The sequence below is a fragment of the Paenibacillus amylolyticus genome, from assembly GCF_047302515.1.
Taxonomy (GTDB): domain Bacteria; phylum Bacillota; class Bacilli; order Paenibacillales; family Paenibacillaceae; genus Paenibacillus; species Paenibacillus amylolyticus_G.
Genome location: NZ_CP168019.1, coordinates 2,253,110 through 2,271,883, shown reverse-complemented (window position 1 = coordinate 2,271,883; position 18,774 = coordinate 2,253,110). Strand labels below are relative to the sequence as shown.

The 18,774-nt window shown below is 44.2% G+C and carries 15 protein-coding genes; 12 read left to right on the top strand and 3 right to left on the bottom strand.

The genetic code is table 11. The features are described from left to right. The first annotated feature begins 89 nt into the window (after window positions 1-89). Window positions 90-3,893, top strand: coding sequence for a GH32 C-terminal domain-containing protein (locus ACDJ59_RS09750; protein ID WP_413408627.1), 3,804 nt, complete (start codon window positions 90-92; stop codon window positions 3,891-3,893). A 106-nt stretch (window positions 3,894-3,999) separates the two neighbouring features. Here the strand turns inward: ACDJ59_RS09750 and ACDJ59_RS09745 are convergent, their stop codons facing one another. After that, window positions 4,000-5,661, bottom strand: coding sequence for a PucR family transcriptional regulator (locus tag ACDJ59_RS09745; protein WP_413408625.1), 1,662 nt, complete (start codon window positions 5,659-5,661; stop codon window positions 4,000-4,002). A gap of 202 nt (window positions 5,662-5,863) precedes the next feature. Here ACDJ59_RS09745 and ACDJ59_RS09740 point away from each other — a divergent pair, with 202 nt between their 5' ends. The 6 genes from ACDJ59_RS09740 to ACDJ59_RS09715 all read left to right on the top strand — a co-directional run bounded on the left by ACDJ59_RS09740 (window position 5,864) and on the right by ACDJ59_RS09715 (window position 13,061). Beyond that, window positions 5,864-7,123: an amidohydrolase family protein gene (locus ACDJ59_RS09740; RefSeq protein WP_413408624.1), complete on the top strand. Its 1,260-nt coding sequence runs from the start codon at window positions 5,864-5,866 to the stop codon at window positions 7,121-7,123. A 23-nt stretch (window positions 7,124-7,146) separates the two neighbouring features. Then, window positions 7,147-8,367 carry an amidohydrolase family protein gene (locus ACDJ59_RS09735; protein ID WP_413408623.1) on the top strand — a complete coding sequence of 407 codons (1,221 nt, stop codon included), beginning with the start codon at window positions 7,147-7,149 and terminating at the stop codon, window positions 8,365-8,367. A 333-nt stretch (window positions 8,368-8,700) separates the two neighbouring features. Then, window positions 8,701-9,633, top strand: coding sequence for an ABC transporter permease (locus tag ACDJ59_RS09730; protein WP_413408622.1), 933 nt, complete (start codon window positions 8,701-8,703; stop codon window positions 9,631-9,633). 17 nt (window positions 9,634-9,650) lie between these two features. Further along, the gene (locus tag ACDJ59_RS09725; RefSeq protein WP_338586959.1) at window positions 9,651-10,532 is read left to right on the top strand and encodes a carbohydrate ABC transporter permease; all 882 of its coding nucleotides are present in this window, start codon (window positions 9,651-9,653) and stop codon (window positions 10,530-10,532) included. A 56-nt stretch (window positions 10,533-10,588) separates the two neighbouring features. Continuing rightward, window positions 10,589-12,082: an ABC transporter substrate-binding protein gene (locus tag ACDJ59_RS09720; RefSeq protein WP_413408620.1), complete on the top strand. Its 1,494-nt coding sequence runs from the start codon at window positions 10,589-10,591 to the stop codon at window positions 12,080-12,082. A gap of 16 nt (window positions 12,083-12,098) precedes the next feature. After that, a complete protein-coding gene (locus ACDJ59_RS09715) occupies window positions 12,099-13,061 on the top strand; it encodes an amidohydrolase family protein (protein WP_413408619.1) in 963 nt (320 codons plus the stop codon). An 84-nt stretch (window positions 13,062-13,145) separates the two neighbouring features. Here the strand turns inward: ACDJ59_RS09715 and arr are convergent, their stop codons facing one another. Further along, window positions 13,146-13,562, bottom strand: coding sequence for an NAD(+)--rifampin ADP-ribosyltransferase (gene arr, locus ACDJ59_RS09710; protein ID WP_413408617.1), 417 nt, complete (start codon window positions 13,560-13,562; stop codon window positions 13,146-13,148). A gap of 385 nt (window positions 13,563-13,947) precedes the next feature. Here arr and ACDJ59_RS09705 point away from each other — a divergent pair, with 385 nt between their 5' ends. The 3 genes from ACDJ59_RS09705 to ACDJ59_RS09695 are packed head-to-tail and all read left to right on the top strand — an operon-like array spanning window position 13,948 to window position 15,529. After that, the gene (locus ACDJ59_RS09705) at window positions 13,948-14,430 is read left to right on the top strand and encodes a MarR family transcriptional regulator (RefSeq protein ID WP_413408616.1); all 483 of its coding nucleotides are present in this window, start codon (window positions 13,948-13,950) and stop codon (window positions 14,428-14,430) included. 20 nt (window positions 14,431-14,450) lie between these two features. After that, window positions 14,451-15,026 (top strand): nitroreductase, encoded by a 576-nt coding sequence (locus ACDJ59_RS09700; RefSeq protein WP_413408615.1) that lies wholly within the window; start codon window positions 14,451-14,453, stop codon window positions 15,024-15,026. Between the two features lie 17 nt (window positions 15,027-15,043). Continuing rightward, window positions 15,044-15,529 carry a hypothetical protein gene (locus ACDJ59_RS09695; protein ID WP_413408613.1) on the top strand — a complete coding sequence of 162 codons (486 nt, stop codon included), beginning with the start codon at window positions 15,044-15,046 and terminating at the stop codon, window positions 15,527-15,529. Between the two features lie 31 nt (window positions 15,530-15,560). On the opposite strand, the gene ACDJ59_RS09690 is transcribed toward ACDJ59_RS09695, so the two are convergent. After that, entirely contained in the window at window positions 15,561-16,523 is a 963-nt protein-coding gene (locus ACDJ59_RS09690) for an NAD(P)-dependent oxidoreductase (protein ID WP_413408612.1), read from the bottom strand. A 163-nt stretch (window positions 16,524-16,686) separates the two neighbouring features. Between ACDJ59_RS09690 and ACDJ59_RS09685 the strand changes: the two genes are divergently transcribed. Further along, a complete protein-coding gene (locus tag ACDJ59_RS09685) occupies window positions 16,687-17,247 on the top strand; it encodes a helix-turn-helix domain-containing protein (RefSeq protein ID WP_413408611.1) in 561 nt (186 codons plus the stop codon). Window positions 17,248-17,463: 216 nt separating this feature from the next. Continuing rightward, on the top strand, window positions 17,464-18,696 hold the full coding sequence (locus tag ACDJ59_RS09680; RefSeq protein WP_413408610.1) for a CynX/NimT family MFS transporter: 1,233 nt from the start codon (window positions 17,464-17,466) through the stop codon (window positions 18,694-18,696). Window positions 18,697-18,774: the final 78 nt, after the last annotated feature.

Below are 18,774 nucleotides of genomic sequence, written 5' to 3'. Positions count from 1 at the left end.
GCGGTTTTGGGCAACCGAACTGAACTGGTTGTCCAAAACCAATTAAATTTGAACCGACTTTACAATCCTATTAGAAAAGAGGGTATGGAATGAAAGATAAATCTAAATTCGTAATATGTCTTCTGATGGCAACGGGATTAGCTCTGACTTCAAACGGTATTTTTACATCTAAATCAATTGCGGCTAGTGCTGTGCTCGCTGATCAGGAAACAAATAAACAGGCAAAGGAGGAGCTTGATATTTTTGAAAGCGCATCCAAATCAAACACCAATCTGATAGGCTGGCAAGTGAAAGGAAAAGGGGAATTAGAGGATACTTCAGAAGGAATCTTGTTAACTTCACAGCCTAAAGAAAATGTAATGGCCATCTCAGAGACAGTGTCCGATGATTTTATCTATGAAGCTGATGTCATGATCAGGGATACAAAGGCAGACGCCACATTGTTGTTTCGTTCTAATGAGGATGGCTTTAGCTCGTACATGCTGCAAATCGTTCCGGACGCAGGTCTGATTCGGTTAAGAGATGCAAGAAATGGAGATGGGAAATTAAAGGAGGAGCGTAAAGTTTCTGTTGAAATAGGGCAAATCTATCATCTCAAAGTGAAGGCAGTGGGTTCCTCGTTAAAAGTATATTGGGGCAATCAATATAAACCAATGATTGATGTTCAAGACATTTCGTATCAAAGCGGAAAGCTTGGACTCCATGTATGGGATGGATCCGCCTTGTTTTCGAACATCGTGGTGAGCGATCTGAAAGGTAATTTGGGTACAGTGCTTTCTAGCAAGGGAAAATGGCAGCCTGATATCAACGGCAAAAGAGGGAGGGTAGAACAGGAGAACAGAGCACAGCAAATCTATAATAAAGAGGCGGCTGATATGGTCTATGAAGGGAATATTACCCTTCGTCCTGATTCTATTTCAGCTCTCGCATTTCGATCTTCAACCGATGGAGCTGAAGGATATGAAGCTACTCTTACGAAGGAAGGAGATCAGGTCCGTGTAAGTTTGACGAATACAAAAGGAACAGTAATTGCAAGTTCGCAACGTACTTATCCGAGTCAGATGGGAGCCAAACATCATGTGGAAATCAAGGCAAAGGGCGATCGAATTCAGGTCTTCCTTGACGGATACACTACGGCCGCGATTGACGTGAAAGATTCAACCTACAGAAGTGGAAGTACTGGAATCGTCGTAAAAAAGGGGACGGCTTACTTCCAGGATACTTATGTGACGGAACTGAGCCAATATTACAATGAGATATATCGTCCGCAATATCATTACACGCCAATACGTGGTTCAGCGAGTGATCCGAATGGACTTGTCTACTTCGAAGGAGAATATCATCTCTTTCATCAGGATGGAGGAACATGGGCGCATGCGGTAAGTAAAGATATGCTGAACTGGAAACGGCTTCCGATTGCACTTCCCTGGAATGATCACGGACATGTCTGGTCTGGGTCGGCTGTTGCGGATATGACAAATGCATCTGGTTTATTCGGAGATTCAGGAGGCAAGGGCCTTATTGCATACTATACTTCCTTTAATCCGGATAGCCCGAATGGAAACCAGCGTATAGGTCTGGCTTACAGTAAAGACCAAGGTCGTACTTGGGAGTATTCGAAGGAACGCCCGATTGTGATCGAGAACCCAGGTAAGAGCGGAAATGAAGTTGGGAATTGGGATTTCCGCGATCCGAAAGTGATCCGTGATGATGAGAATAACCGATGGGTTATGGTTGTGTCCGGAGGAGATCATATTCGTTTCTATACGTCAACGAATTTACTTGACTGGACATTGACAGATAATTGGGGATATGGGGATTACGTCCGCGGTGGAGTATGGGAATGCCCTGATTTGTTCCAGCTTCCGGTAGACGGAACGTCACAGAAGAAGTGGGTTATGATGATCAGTACAGGAGCAAATCCCAAAACAGGTGGATCAGATGCCGAGTATTTTATCGGTCATTTAACAGCTGATGGTAAATTCGTGAACGATAATCCGGCGGGCAAGGTACTAAGAACAGATTTTGGTAAAGAATTTTACGCTTCGATGTCTTTCGCTAACATGCCTGATCATCGCACAGTGATGATGGCGTGGATGACGAATTGGGACTATCCGTTCGCTTTCCCAACGTCCAATTGGAAAGGTGAACTAACCATTCCGAGAGAAGTATCATTGGTAACAACCAAAGATGGAATTGGGATGACGCAAAGTCCAATCAAAGAATTGGAATCACTGCGTAAACCTTTGTACTCTGCTTCTAACAAGTCGGTGAGTCCTTCTTCCGGGAATCTGCTAAAAGGTATTATTTCAGGTGCTTACGAAATTGAAGCTGAAATTGAAATCCCTGAAGCCAGCACAGTGACCGAGTTTGGCTTTAACATTCGTGAGGGTGCAAATCAGAAGACGGTCGTGGGTTATAAGGCCAGCGATAGTCATATGTTTGTGGACCGAACTGCATCCGGTGAAACGGATTTTTCTAACCTTTTAAGTAAGAAACATGAAGCGCCTGCGCAAATGGAGAATAACCGGATCAAGATGCGTATTCTTGTGGATGAATCTTCTGTTGAAGCCTTTGGTAACAACGGCAAAGTTGTCTTTTCAGATGTTATATTTCCGGATCCTGCTAGTAGAGCGATGAGTTTTTACGTGAAAGGTGGGAATGTCAATGTTGTTTCCTTGAAAGTGCATCAACTTCAATCTGTCTGGAATGAGGACATTCCTTCAAAAGCTCAAATAAAGATGGATACGAGCGTTCGGGAACTGGGGGTAGGCGAGTCGGATACACTGCAGGCGATGGTCGAGTATGGCCCGGGTCTAGGCGTTCAACCGCTGAAGTGGAATTCCAGTAATAACGACGTAATAGCCCTAGACTTGGTAGACAATTCACACGCAGTTATTAAGGCAAAAAAAGAAGGGGAGTCCACAGTCACCGTATCTACTCCGAATGGTAAAACTTCCAGTAGTGTGCTCATTAAAGTCTCAGGTGGCGAGTTCCGGACAAACCTGAGTGGATGGACTAAAGATCTGTCTGCTGCTTCATGGTTAGTTAGTGAACATGGGATTCGTGGTAAATATTTTAGCGATGCGAATTATATTGCCAAAGAGAAGGCTGGGAATTTTACGTATGAAGCAGACATGATGCTTGGTGAAACAGGAGGGGCAGGTTCTGTTTTGTTCAGGGCTAGCGAGGATGGTCGCAGTGGTTATTATCTGAATCTAGACCCTAACATGAAAGCAATCCGTCTGTTCTACAAAATCAATGGAGCATTTGAAGAACGGCAGGTTCTTGCAAAAGTACCAACGTTCATTCGGCCAGGTCAAACGTATAAGGTGAAAATAGAAGCGAATGGTCCGCATATTGTCGTTCACGTGGACAGTCAAAAAGTGATAGATATCATGGATGGTACTTTTGCAGAAGGTCACTTTGGACTGAATGTATTTGGAGGCTCCGCATCTTATCAGAACGTCAATGTCAGCAACGGTGAACCTGCAAACCTCACCAAGTCCAGCCTTGTAAATGCCGCAACACAGAAATCCATTTATACCGTGAACCTTGTCAACGGGGAGCCGGTTACCTTGCAAGATGCAAGTGCAGCTTCCGTCCAGAAGTGGGTATTTGTTCCGACAGGTGACGAAGCAGGTTCGTATTCGATTCGTACTACGGCTGGTCAGACGCTTGATCTGGATATAGGGCAAAACAAACTTCAGCTATATCATTACTTAGGGTACAACAACCAGCGTTGGGTCCTTCACGAGAACAAAGACGGATCAGTTCATATTACTTCAGCTCATCATCAAAAAGCATTAGAAGTATCGGAAGATGGGACCGAACTCTTCCTAAGTGAACTGAATCCATCACTTGATCGACAAAAATGGATATTAACAAAATAATTAAAATTTATTCCATGATGGCGTATCTCATAGATATTCCAATAAAGAGGTGTCGCGGGACAGGAACATGTTCAATTCAAGTCGCTATTATAGCGGCTTTTTTCTTTTAATCTTGTCCTAGCAGAGGTTCGATAGCTATCGCTATGCGGATTCGTAAGCTTTCAGTTGGATCTTTGAGTTTCACACCCAAGATTTTTTCACACTTTTCCAGTCGATACACCACCGTATTTCGATGAACGAAAAGTTGCTTGGATGTTTCGACAAGCTGGCATTGTGTATCGTAAAAAGCGTTTAAGGTGCGCAGCAACTCTTTTTTTTCATGTTCGTCTGCAATCTGCAGCAATCCGTTTAAGGTCGCGTCGTAAAATTGTTTCAGTTCGTTGTGGGGAAGCATGTGGAATAAATATCCGATGTCCTTGGCTTGGTAAGATTGGACAAATTGCTTTCGTTTTAGCCAGTAGCCGAATTGCAATGCATTAACCGCTTCTGTATAAGAATGACGAACGCCGAGTACATTTGTTGCAGGTTTGCCAATGCCGATCGACAGACTCAGTCCAATCTCATGATGCAGCTCTTTAAGCATTCCTGACAGCTGCTCGGTGATTTTCGCCTCATCCCACCCCGACTCAGGGATAGATAGCAGAAGACAGTAGGTATCATGTTTGGTAAACATGACGAAGGAATGATCTAACCCACCAAAAACACGTTTGATGTGCTCGTATTGCTCCTCTTGCTCCGTGATATTATCTCTTTTCGGAGGCGCCGAACCTTCGTTTTTAGGAAATCTTTGATGCATGTGATGCACCTCGTCATTACGCATGGTCAGCACAACGCTTGCACGCCCCTTGATAAGCCCACATCTCTTGCCGCGGTTCAGCGCCTCCTGCTCAGAAGTGATATATCCCTCAATCAGATCGGAAAAGAATTCGTTTTTGTGCCTGCGGGAGCGCTCTTTGACAGCCTGTGATTTGGTCAGCTCCATTCCAATGACGTTGGAGGCCTGCTCAAGCGTCAGACCAAAAAGGCCAGTCCATTGATCCGGCGAATGAAAGGATAACAAATAGCCTTCGTGGCGGTAAGTTTTTACTGGATATACTAGCATGCAGCAACGCTCTCGGACTGATGGATTGATAAAGCACAACGAAGTGGGACTAGAAATATCGGACAAGTCTTGAAGTGTATTTACAGCGGCTGCAGTGAGTTCAGCAACACTTGTATTCTGGTCGGAAGCGGAGATGGTTTGCCATTTGTAGTTTAACAGGATGACTGGGGATGAGAACAGTTTGGACAGGGAATCGATAATGCTGGAAATTCCTTTGCCGCGCATGATCATCTCGGAGAATTTTTTGTGGATGCTGAGTGCATATTGCAGTTCGTCGCTCTTGTTGTTTAGAATCACACTGGTCGATCGCTGCAAAATTTCGCCGAGGGATAGACGGACATCCGAAATTTCGATGATGGGAAATTCGTTCTGATCCGCTTCCCAAAGTATTTCATCAGGGATCGGCAGTTCAAAGCGCTTGGTTTTGATGGCCAACCCCGAGCAATGAAGCCGCTGCATGTCCCTGATTAGATGAATAAACATCTCTGGCTGCTGCTTCATGAAAAAGCCGTTGGTCAGCAAGAGCTCGTTTGGCCTTAGAAAGCGAATGATATCCGGACAGTCCATAATGTTGACTGTTTGAACCTCACGTATTAGACCCTTATGCCCCGTAATCACTCTGGCATCATCGTAAATGCCGTTTTTCAGCAAATCTGTCAGCAGCACATCGACCCATCCCTTTCTGGAACAAGTTATTTTATTGTTAAGTAATATAACACTACGATCATGTGGAGTAAATATCTTTGGTTTGATCATCCAAGATTGCTAATTATTTTTATCTTTTTCATCCAATGATTTCTCATAAGGAGTGAATTATGCTTAAAGTGTTTCTTGTGTGTAATAAAAGCGTACATGAACGGAGGATGTAATGATTGATCTACTTATCACAGATACGGTGATTTCCGGGGATGAAAGGCGAATGGATGTCGGGATATCCTCAGGCAAGATTGCATTTTTCACGCCATGCGGGGAAAGGAAAACCGAAGCGTCTCGTGTAGTGCAGGGCAAAGGAGGCTTATTGCTGCCTGGATTGGTCGAGCCGCATATTCATTTGGAAAAAGCATATTTGCTGGATTCCATGGATCGGGAGGCGGAGTCTCTCCAGGACGCGATTCAGATAACATCCAAACTGAAAAGTTCGTTCACCAGGGAGGACATGTATCATCGCTCGCTGGTTGTCATTCGAGAAGCCGTCAGGAATGGTGTAACCCATATGCGTTGCCATGCAGAGGTTGATCCGGTTCTTGGACTCAGAGCTGTCGAATCTGCTCTTCGTCTCAAACAATCCTTAAAACATCAACTGGATTTACAGGTAGTTGCCTTTCCGCAAGAAGGGGTGTTCAAGAGTCCGGGGACTGCTGGGCTGATGGAAGAGGCCATTCGTATGGGAGCCGATGTGATTGGAGGAATCACGTATCAAGATGCAGACCTGGGGGAGCACTTGGATTTTGCATTTAGTCTGGCAGGGAAGTACGGAAAACCGCTGGATTTTCATGCGGATTTCTCGGTCGATTCCAACGACCGTGCCGTTGTGGAAATTGCAAAACGGGCCATTGCTGCAGGAATGCAGGGGCATGTAGCCGCCGGACATGTAACCTCGCTCGGCTCCCTTCCTGAACACGAAGCTTCGGCTATCGGGGAGCTTCTGTGTCTTGCCGGAATCAGCGTCATTACGCTGCCGATGACGGACCTCTTTTTGAATGGAAGGGAAGGTTCCGAAGGTTATCATAGAGGTCTGACTCCCGTGAAACTGCTGCAGGATTGCGGAGTGAATGTGGCGATTGGCGTCAATAATGTGCGCAACCCATTCACGCCGTTTGGCAAGGCAGACCCGATTGAGGCTGCCTGGCTATTGGCAATTACTTCGTACATGGGCAGCAAACGGGATGCGCTCATCTTGACCAACATGCTGACGCATAACGCAGCACAGGCGTTAGGCATTGATAATTATGGCGTTAAGGTTGGCGCTCCGGCTGATATGGTATTGTTCCGAGAGCGGTCGGAAAGGGAAGTTCTGCTTAATAAACCGGAGGCCCGCACGGTTTGGAAATCGGGATTACAAGTAGCTTGTACTGACTCAAAACTTTTGGAATTAACGTGGTTGTCGGATGGGATGGAAACAATCTAATTATGAAGTAAGGGGATGGAGTTATGGAGAAAGGCTTAACACTCGTGAAAAATGTCAAATGGTCGGAAAACCTGTTTGATCTAACGATTGATCAAGCAACTGGACTTATTGTCAGCATTGAGACTGCCGGAACGGATGCGGATCTCACATCTGTAAATATTGCCGGTAGGCCGACAACCGTCATTGACGCGGATGGGCTGCACTATGTACCGCCAATGACAGATATGCATACCCATCTGGACAAGCATTTTATTGGGGAGCCGTGGAAATCTTTGCAGCCGTTTGTCACGCTGCCCGGCCAGTTGGAATTTGAGAAAAGTATGTTGGGGGAACTACCGACCGGGGCGGGAGAACGAGCGAAACGAATGTTGGATTTAATGCTAGCCCAAGGTACAACGGCAATCCGCACACACGTTGACGTGGATCCGCAAATTGGCCTCTCTCATCTTGAGGAAGTCTTGGAAGTGCGTGAGATGTACCAGGGACGCATCGATATGGAAATTGTGGCGTTTCCCCAGCAAGGCCTGCTTCGATCCGACTCCGTTTCCGTCATGCGGGAAGCGCTTCGTGCTAGAGCCAACTATGTTGGTGGTGTGGATCCGGCCGGACTGGACCGCCGGGTGGATGCCAGTCTGGAAGCCATGTTTGAACTTGCGACAGAATTCTCTGCGGGCATCGACTTGCATCTGCATGACCCGAGTCATCTCGGAATATACACGATCAGCCGCTTCGCCGAACTGACAGAACAAGCCGGTATGTCCGGCCGTACCGCGGTAAGCCATGCCTACTGTTTGGGCCAGGTTGGGGAAACAGAGGTGCGCTCACTCGCGGAAAGGTTGTGTGCGACCGGCGTAGCCATCATGACGAGTGTGCCCATTGACAGGCCCATGCCCCCCATCAAACTGTTGATGGAAACGGGCGTGTCCGTGCATATCGGTTCCGATAACATTTTGGATTCGTGGAGCCCATTCGGAAATGGCGATATGCTCTCCCGTGGGTCACGTCTCGCTGAAGCATCCGGTTGGGTAGAAGACTTCTGGTTGCTAGAAACGTACAAACTTATATCCAATGCGCCATTAACTCCAAAAGTGGGTGAACGAGGCACTTTCTCGTTGGTAAATGCTATAAATGCGATGCATGCGTTGGCGGCAGCACCTCCACGTGAAGCTGTATTTTCGGGTGGTGTGCTTGTTGGTGGTCGAATGTTTCCGAACAGCAGACAGATGGCAGCCATCCATTCGTAACAATCTTTAATTGAAAATGAAGCAGCGCATCCTTTTGCAGATGCGTTGCTTTTTGGCATGAAAAGGCTGATCACAGGGCTTATAAAACGTTGCTTAATGCAGTAAATGTCATAATACATAACATTTGAATTTAGACAGGCTTTTCTTTTGGTGTAATAATCCAAATGAATTCATTTTTTTTAGTGAATCACACCAATGACTGAGGCTTACTTACATCGTATTATTCATATAAGAACAATTTTAAGTCACATAAACTGACATTCATAGAATAGGAGGGATGTTGGAGGAGTTACACAAACCAAACATCATTGTTACGAACAGGGGGAGAGAGACATGCGTCGAGGTTTCCATGCAAACCGCATCCAAAGCATCAGAAAACATGGGCTGTTATTGGTCATGATTTTGCCAGGCATCGTCTATCTGTTCATCAACAATTACTTGCCCATGTTCGGCATTGTGATTGCGTTCAAAGATATCAATTTTGCAAAAGGAATCTGGGGAAGTGACTGGGTAGGCTTCGATAATTTCGCCTATCTGTTCCAAACGCAGGATGCTTGGGTGATTACCCGAAACACGTTACTTTACAACGGCGCATTTATCGTGCTTGGAACAGTGCTCTCCATAGCTGTGGCCGTATTGTTGAACGAGGTAAAAAAGCGATTTGCCTCCCGACTGTATCAAAGCATCATTTTGCTGCCCTATCTGATCTCAATGGTCATTGTCGCTTACTTGGTTCTGGCATTGCTCAACGAGGAAAACGGATTCGTCAACCATTACGTGCTTCCTTTACTGGGGATAGACCCCGTGTCGTGGTATGCGGATTCCGGTAAATGGCCCTTTATATTAAGTGTCGTATATCTGTGGAAAAACGTCGGTTATACATGCATTGTTTATCTGGCCTCAATTGTAGGCATCAGCCAAGAATATTATGAATCCGCTACGCTGGACGGAGCATCCAAGTGGAGGCAAGTCTGGAGCATTACCCTTCCTCTGCTTAAACCCACGATGGTCATTATGGTGCTTCTTGCAGTGGGACGCATCTTCAATTCCGATTTCGGATTGTTCTATCAGGTTCCGCTGAATTCGGGTGCACTGCAAACGACTACCGATGTCATTGACACATACGTTTATCGTGGATTGATGACTTTCGGGGATTTCGGAATGTCATCCGCTGCCGGACTGTATCAGTCCATAGTCGGTTTTCTGTTAGTATTAACGACCAATGCGATCGTTCGTCGCAAAAATCGGGATTTGGCGCTGTTTTAGCTAAGGGGGAGGACAACATGTATTCAAATAGGATATATCAAATGGCTGTTCACCTCGTGCTCATCATGATGGGAATCGCTGCAGTGTTTCCGTTTATACTTCTGATATCTGCTTCCCTAACCGAGGAACAAGCCATTATCAGGGATGGTTATCGTTTGTTACCGGCTCAATTCAGCTTCGATGCTTATGTGTATCTGTTTAATCAGTATTCGTTGATTCTGCGGTCGTATGGAATTACGACGTTCATCACGGTCGTGGGCACGATTGTTGGATTGTTGATCACAACCCTGGTCGCTTATCCGCTATCCAGAAATGTGCTTCCATTTCGTTCGTTCCTGTCATTCTTCGTATTTTTCACCCTGCTTTTCAATGGGGGGCTGGTGCCGATGTACCTGGTTTATACGGACCTCTTCCATTTGAAAGATACCATCTGGTCGCTAATCATCCCGAATTTACTGACCAACGGGTTCTACATTTTGTTGATGCGTAGTTTCTTTTCCACATCAATTCCCGGCGAAGTCGTGGAGTCAGCCTATGTGGATGGAGCCAACGAATGGGTTATTTATTGCAAAATCGTTCTTCCGCTTGCACTCCCAAGTCTGGCAACCATTGGTCTGATGCTCATGATTTCATATTGGAACGATTGGTTTAACGGTCTGATCTTCATCAATGACGGAAGCCTCTACAGCATTCAAAACCTGCTTAATCGAATGTTGTCTGATGTCCAATACTTGCAGCAAAACAGTCTGTCTGGCCAGACGGCTGTTGTCTCATCCGTACCTCTCGGCAGTGTGAGAATGGCTATTGCCGTAATCGGCGTGTTGCCGCTGATCGCAGCTTATCCGTTTTTCCAAAAGTTTTTCGTCAAGGGATTGACCATTGGTGCCGTAAAAGGCTAGTCATGCTTCGTATTCAAGATGTCTCATCCAAAAGCAAACATGGGGAGTGAATGAAGATGTTCAAAAAAAGATTGCCTGCGGGTTTCATAAAGGTAATGTCCTTAATTTGTGCGGCCCCTCTATTGTTGACGGCATGCGGAATTCCAGACAGTAAGGAGGGAGCAGAACCTGGGAAAGCTTCAGCAACAGACATGTATGAAGTGGTCATGACGTATCCGGCTTTTGGTGATGTAACAGATGTTAAGGAAATTCAGGAAGCCATCAGTGATATTACATCAGAAAAGGTAGGCGCCACCGTGAAGCTCTTGCCTGTTAATGGATCGAACTATGCCAATCAAATGAACTTGATGCTGGCGGGCAGCGAGAAACTGGATCTGGTGTATACCAGCGTTTGGTTAGGCCTTGAATCCCAAATCGGCAGGGGACAGTTACTGCCCATGGACGAATCGCTGAATGAATTCGGTAAAGAGATACTGGAGGCTGTTCCAGAAGAAGCCGCAGAAGCCGGGAAGATGAATGGCGAAACATATGGCGTTCCCAGCATTAAAGCTTGGGCACTTTCCCCCAGTTTTGTGATGGACAAAGAGCTTGCCGATAAGCATGATATTGACCTTAGCGCCATAAAAACCTGGAATGATATCTCTGCTGTATTGCAGCTTATCAAGGAGAATGAGCCAGGTGTCACGCCGATTGTCAGCTACACCTCGCAGGAAACACCCGGACAAGCCATGCTGAATTTTGATCCATTGGGAACAGCACCTGGCGTACTGGATTTTGGCGGGGAGGACTTCACCATGCAGAATCTTTTTGCGACTTCGCGGTTCTCCACAATGGCTGACCTGATGCGTGATTGGTATCAAAAAGGTTATTTCAGCAAAGACGTCGCAACGTCACAGGAAACGGGCTCCAATCTGATCAAGGCAGGCAAAGCCTTCTCGTATATCCGGAATATCAATGAGTGTTACTCGGAATCACTTGCGGCTGGGACTGAACTTGTATGCGTACCTCTTGAGGACTCGTATATGACCCGAAATAGCGTAGCTTCCAACATGATGTCTTTGGCAAGGAACAGTGAGCAGCCGGATAAGGCGATTCAAGTATTGGAACTGTTTTACTCGGACGAAGCAGTCATTAATCTGTTTACCAATGGAATTGAGGGCAAGCATTATGTTAAGCGCGATAATGACCTGATCGGCAAGCCGGAAGGTGTCACTGCAATAGGATACGATTCGAACCAATATGCCGTGGGGAACAACTTCCTGTCCTACATATGGGAAGGGAACGATCCTGACATGTGGGAGCACTTGAGGGGCGAAAACGAGGGTGCCCTAAAATCAAGGGCGATGGGCTTCAGCTTCGACATCAATCCGGTCAAAACACAAATTACCTCGGTGGCCAACGTCCAAAACCAGTATGATGCAGGCTTTCAGACAGGAACTTTTGATCCGTCAGAACTAGGCGCTTATCTCGACAAACTAAAGAATGCAGGCGTAGAGAAAATATTGACGGAAAAGCAAAACCAGTTAAACCAATGGCTTGAAAATAAATAGAAGGAGCTGATCACGCATGTTTAATCCTGTCATTGATGTTCACCACCATATCATCTCTAAAGAAATGCAACGAAAGCAACGGGAGCTGGGAATGGAGATCCCAAGTTTTATGCCGAAGTGGACGCCCGAGATCGGGATGCAAAAAATGGATGTATGTGACATCTCGTTTTCATTCCTTTCAGCCCCGTCAGACCTGACGTTCATCGACCAATCTTCTGCCAACGCGTTGGCACGTAAAATGAATGAAGAGCTCGCATCGTATGCTCAACTTTATCCTGAGCGGTATGGGGCATTTGCAACGCTTCCACTCCCGGATCCCGCAGCAGCCATGGAAGAAACCTTGTATACACTTGATGTTCTCGGGATGGATGGTGTTGCAATGCTAACAAGTTATCAAGGGAAATATTTAAGCCATCCGGATTACACCGAATTGTTAACCGAATTGGATCGGCGCAGTGCTGTTGTGTTTCTGCATCCCATCCTTATACCACAAAAAATCGCTGGACTTAGTCCTGCATTGCTTGAGGGCACCTTCGATACGACGCGGGCTGTCACTACGATGGCTGTTCATCGCATTTTCGACCAATATCCATCTATTACGTTCATTCTTCCCCATACAGGGGGCATGGTGCCGTATATCAAATGGAGAATTGCGCTTGCCGCTATCGGGCAAGATTCGATTCAGGTTGAAACAACACCGGAACAATTTCAAGCTGAAATAGCCAAACTGGACCACCTTTATTATGATTCCACGTTAAACCTCGGCACAATCCAAAAGTTAATTGCGCCAGATCGGATTCTGTTCGGAGCGGACATACCTTGGCCAGCGGACAGCGTCCTTCGGATACAGCGGGAGTCGGTATTCCATGAAGCACAGCAGGTCAGCGAAGAAAACGCGAAAGCGATCGCTTATGGCAATGCCTTTCGTCTATTTCCCCGCATTTCTAAGCTTTTTGATATAGAGAAAAAGTTAATTTAAAGTGTTAGGAACCGATAACTCAATCATATAAAGAAAGCAGCTGATCCAAGTGATCGGCTGCTTTTATTCAGCTAACTAGAGGAATCAATCATATATTATATTTTTTCCTTCTTCACTTAGTTTTCTCAAAGATGTAATCATGTGATTAATCTCTTCTTCAGAGTGCCTTTCCCATGAAGCTAATTCAGCTACTATTTTAAGTGGCGATTTAGATCGATATGAACGTGTTGGATTTCCAGGAAATTTTTTATCAGTTACGTTGGGATCACTTTCAAAATCTCCTAATGGTTCTACAATGTAGATTCTTTCTTTTGCATTAGATCTTGCCAATTCAGCACCCCATTTGGCAGCATTTAATGTTGCAGTAAAGTATATATGGTTAGAATTTTTTTCTTGGTAATTTGATAAAAATTGCGGTTCTAATAAATCACCAATTTGCAGTTCTGCTTTTGTACCATGAAAAAAAGGACCTTGGTCTATGATTACTGTTTTGTCATCCATACTGATCCACCTCTTTTTTAGTTTTGTATTTAGCAGTATAGTGTAGGAATTTCAAAAAAAACAGTCTATAAAAGCATAAAAAATAACGGTATAATTTAAGTAGAGAGAATGATACTGAGTCCAATAACCCAAGTTTAAGAAAGCAGCCGATCAGCGTGATCGGCTGCTTTTGTTTAACTAACGAGCAGATTAAAAGATAATCCGTTCAAGGCAGGTCTCTGTCCTGGATTATAGAGTAATGTTGTAATGTCAGAGAATATAGTTGATAAGCATTATCATTCATGATATATTGTTAACCATTAAACTAAATGTAAGAATTTATTTAGAATAACTCTATTTTTAAAAGAATATTTTTGTTTACAAGTAAATAAGGAGCGATCAAAGAATGATCTCAAAAGATCGAACAAAACAGTTGCTTTATGACCAATTTATCCGTTTTTTACATGTGTATGAGAACCACAAGGATACAGAAATCGAGCATTTCCTAAGTATCGCCCAGCGTGAAAGCATCGAGAAAATCCCTCAGCATTTGACCGCGGTTCATATGATAGATTGCATAGGCAAGCATGAGCCCATTAACAACACGGGTATTGCCGAGGCAATGAATTTGTCCAAAGCAAGTATCACCAAAATTGGCAACAAACTGCTGGAGGAAGGATTCGTCAAACGTACGAAAATGAACGACAACAAAAAGGAAAGCTATTTCCGGTTGTCACCGCAAGGCAGAAAAATCTTTGAACTGCATGAACGTCTGCATATACATGAGGCTGAGCGCTTTTATCGTACTCTCGACAAATATTCGGAAACGGAGCTAAAAATAATCCATCAATTTCTTCAAGACAGCAGTATAAATATTGAATCCAGATAGAACAAAGGAGAGTGAAGTATATGAGTCTGGCGGAATTGATCAGGGAGCGCAGGAGTATTCGTAAATGCAACTCTACGCCGGTGGACCAGGAGTTGGTTGTTGAACTACTGCGTAAGGCTATGCGGCTTCAACCATCTGTTGAGTCTGGCTCATGGCGTGTAGTATATGCCGGAACTCCAGAAGCACGCAAACGGTTGGTGGACTGCATGCTGGAACAGATGTCACAAAGCAAGCTTGGCAAGCTGATTCCAGGGAAACTTCTGGATGTTTTTAAAAAGAGATTTACCGATATTCCTGCCCACGTCATTGTTATGTCGACTGTAGGACCGAATCGTCTGACCAATGACCGTAATTATGCGGCTGCCTGCGGGGTGATGCAGAGCTTCCAACTGCTGGGCTGGGAACAAGGGCTAGGAATGTTGTGGGATACAGAGTCCATGATTCAGCATGAAGGGTTCTTCAATGGAATTGGCTTACGTGAGGATGAAAGATTTGTTGGGATTCTTCATATAGGATATTACGACAAAGCGCCAAGAAGTCGGAAAAGGACACCAGCCGAGCAGAAGTGGACCGTATTGCAAGGACAGTCTACATAGAAGAGGAGGATATGAAAATGAAATTGTCAGATCTGGAAGGAGACATGGGCGGTCCGAGTGAGTTTTTGGAACAATCGGTATCGCAGGATCTAATCCTTGAGTTGCTCAATCATGCCGTATGGGCGCCAAATGATGGCCTCCGAGAGCCGTGGCGATTTATCTTTGCTGATAACCAGTATGGGGACATCATGCAGGGATTACAGGAGCCTGCCCCTGCGTATCTTTTGGTCTTGGTGAAGGAAGAGGCGGATCAATATAAGCGGGAAGAGGACTTTGCGGCTGTCTGCTGCCTAATTCAGAATTTCCGCTTGTTGGCTCATGAGCAAAGTCTGGGTGTCCGCTGTACCTTGCATGACTGGATGTACGACCCGAGCCGTACTGAAATGTTTGGTGTACTGAGTAACGAGCGCATTGCTGCGGTTCTGGAATTGGGATACGGTGCAAATCAGTGGAAAGGAAATACTGAGTTACCTGAGACTCAACTTCATTTTGAATTGCTGTAGGGTGGCGATCAATTTTTATTGCACCAAAACATTATAACTGATTGAGCTTGCTTTCAGGCTCCTCACCATTTTCTACACCTTTTATATTATTTATAAAGAAATCATATCTTGTTTTATGAAATTTCCGACCATCAGGCATTCCTGCTGTATGGGGAGTAAGGATCACATTACCCAGATTCCGGAGCTCACTGTCAATAGGAAGCGGTTCAGATTCAAACACATCCAGGCATGCGCCTGAAATATCACCGTTTTTTAATGCATCAATCAAGTCTCTTTCGTTGACAATGCCGCCGCGGGCTGTATTGATAAAAAGAGTGGTATTTTTCATTTTTTTGAATGCCGCTTTGTTGATCAGCTGTTTGGTTTGCTCATTCAAGGGTACATGTACACTGACTATGTCCGATGTGCTTACAAGAGTATCGAAATCCGTCATTTTCACCAAATCGTCCGATTGTGCAGTGGCATTTCTCGCATACGCCAGCACATTCATGTCAAAAACCCTGCAAAACGCAGCTACTTTTTTTCCAATAGCACCCAAACCGATAATCCCAATCGTTTTGCCTTTTAATTCACTCCCTGTATAGTCCAATTGATTTTCATCCATCTTGTTTTTCATGAAAGTATCAAGAAACGGTATGTTTTTATAATAAGACAGTATTAGTGCCATTACGTGCTCGGCCACGGCCTGTGCATTCACTCCTGCAGCATTGGCCACCCAAATGCCTAGCTGTGTACAGGCAGGGACATCCACGTTATCAAATCCTGCACCCGTCTGTACCAATTTTAATTTTTTTGCGTTAGAAAGCAGGCTGTGGTCCACTTTAATATGTTCAGGAATGATTACTTGGCAATCTTCAATATGATGCAACATTTCTTTTCCGGGCGGAACAATTACAACGTTCCAGTCTTGCGGAAAACTCCTTTCAATATTTGATTTTGAGGTCTCGCAAAAATAGCCAACGATGAGAATTTTCATTGCTAAACCACCTTTCATAAGTTATACCATTCTTCAAATAAAACCGTTGATGCTCGTCATTTTATCCTTTTAATACAATTTTATCAAGAAAATCTCATCACGTTCTATTGAACCGGAATGGAAAAGAATCCAGATAAACAATATACTAGCTATATAGTTTTTTTGTTGAGGTGAATATCAAATGGATGAAATCGATGAGTCAAAACAAATTGTATTACAAATCGGCGGTGCATTGAAAAAGTATAGAAAAGAAAAAAATATGACCTTAGACGACTTATCAGAATTAACGGGTGTGAGCAAACTTACTCTGGGGAATATCGAACGTGGTGAAACAAATCCAACTTTAGCAATTATATGGAAAATTTCAAAAGGAATATCTTTACCGCTATTGGCTTTGTTCACATCAGAGAAACCTGTTAGTTTGTATCGAGCAGGGGAAGGACTGCGGTTTTCTAATGATGAGAAAAATTGGATCATTGAACCCGTCTTTAAAAGCAACGATATTGAAATGTGTCGGGCATACTTACAGCCGAATAGCTCGTATTACCCTGAAGGTCATCATGTGAATACAACTGAAATTGCGACAGTAATGACGGGTTCCATTGAGTTACAAGTCAATGGAGAGAATTACACATTGAATCAATATGATACGATCAGTTTTCGTGCAGATCATCCTCACGCTTATACCAATCATACAAATAGCGAAACAGTACTCCATATATCCTTAAAATATGGTTTCTAGTCGTCGAAAATCCACTTATTAAATACAACTCCGAATTCCATGACGGGAATTCAGAGTTGTATTTTTTTAGATGATTTTAGTATACTATAAAATAATTATTGTCTAAAATAATATACTATAATATACTTTTATTATTCGCGCGGATGTTATAGCAAAGTTTTTTAACCAACAGAAAGCAAATATTATACGTAAGAATTCACGAAGGAGAACTGAAGAATGCCGAATAAACAAAATAAAAAATTCGTGCCATCCTCTGTAGCGCTGATCATTCTCGGCATTATTGTTATTGCAGCTAATTTACGTACTCCCTTAACCTCAGTTGGCCCTTTAGTGAGTTTTATAAGGGATGACGTTCATATTTCAAATACATTAGCAGGCCTGATCACAACGGTACCCTTGCTTGCCTTTGCTTTATTATCACCTCTTGTACCAAAATTAGGACGGAGGTATGGGGTTGAGCGTATCATTTTGATTGCCCTAATCTTTCTGACTGTTGGTATTGTGATACGATCTTTATCTGGCGCAGTTAATCTGTTTATTGGAACAGCAGTTCTTGGATTCGCCATTGCCATATGTAATGTATTATTGCCAAGTATAATCAAAAGGGATTTCCCAAATAAAATTGGCTCCATGACAGGAGTTTACTCCATTTCGATGAATTTATGTGGAGCAATCGCATCGGGAATCAGTGTACCGCTAGCCATGAACGCAGGGCTAAAATGGCAGGGAGCATTGGGAATATGGGGGATTCTCAGCTTTGTATCGATCCTCTGTTGGTTACCCCAATTAAGAAATCAAACAAAACAAACCGCCACGACGAGTCAACAAATGGCAAACAACGATGTGAATGTATGGCGATCCCCGCTTGCTTGGCAAGTAACCTTGTTCATGGGTATACAGTCTATGGTTTTCTATGTATTGATCGCATGGTTGCCTGAAATTCTAAAGCAGCAAGGAATTGACTCCAACCAATCTGGATGGTATCTCTCGATCATGCAGTTAGCGATGCTTCCATTTACCTTTATTGTCCCTGTTATTGCTGGGCGTATGTCTAACCAACGTTTGTTAGTGGTCATCACAACCATTTTGCTTTTGACGGGGACGCTCGGACTTCTTTACGGAAGTTCTAATGTCATTCTTTTGTGGATCGTCATACTCGGAATTGGTGGAGGTTTCGCCTTTAGTTTGGCTATGATGTTTTTCGGGTTGCGCACTGAAAATGCGCATCAAGCAGCGGAACTATCTGGCATGGCCCAATCGATCGGATATCTTCTTGCCGCAATTGGTCCAGCCCTTATAGGATATCTGCACGATGCAACAAATAGTTGGAACCTGCCACTTTTCATTCTTCTTGGGGCTTCGGTGTTACTCTTTGTAGTTGGTATCGGAGCAGCAAGTAATCATGTTGTAGGTAGTCGAGATGGTTACGAACTGCCACGGAAAGGATGATAACTATGTTTGACAAAATTATGGTGGCAAACTTCTTGATGCAACCGTTGAAATAGCCCAAAATAAACAAACTCAAGT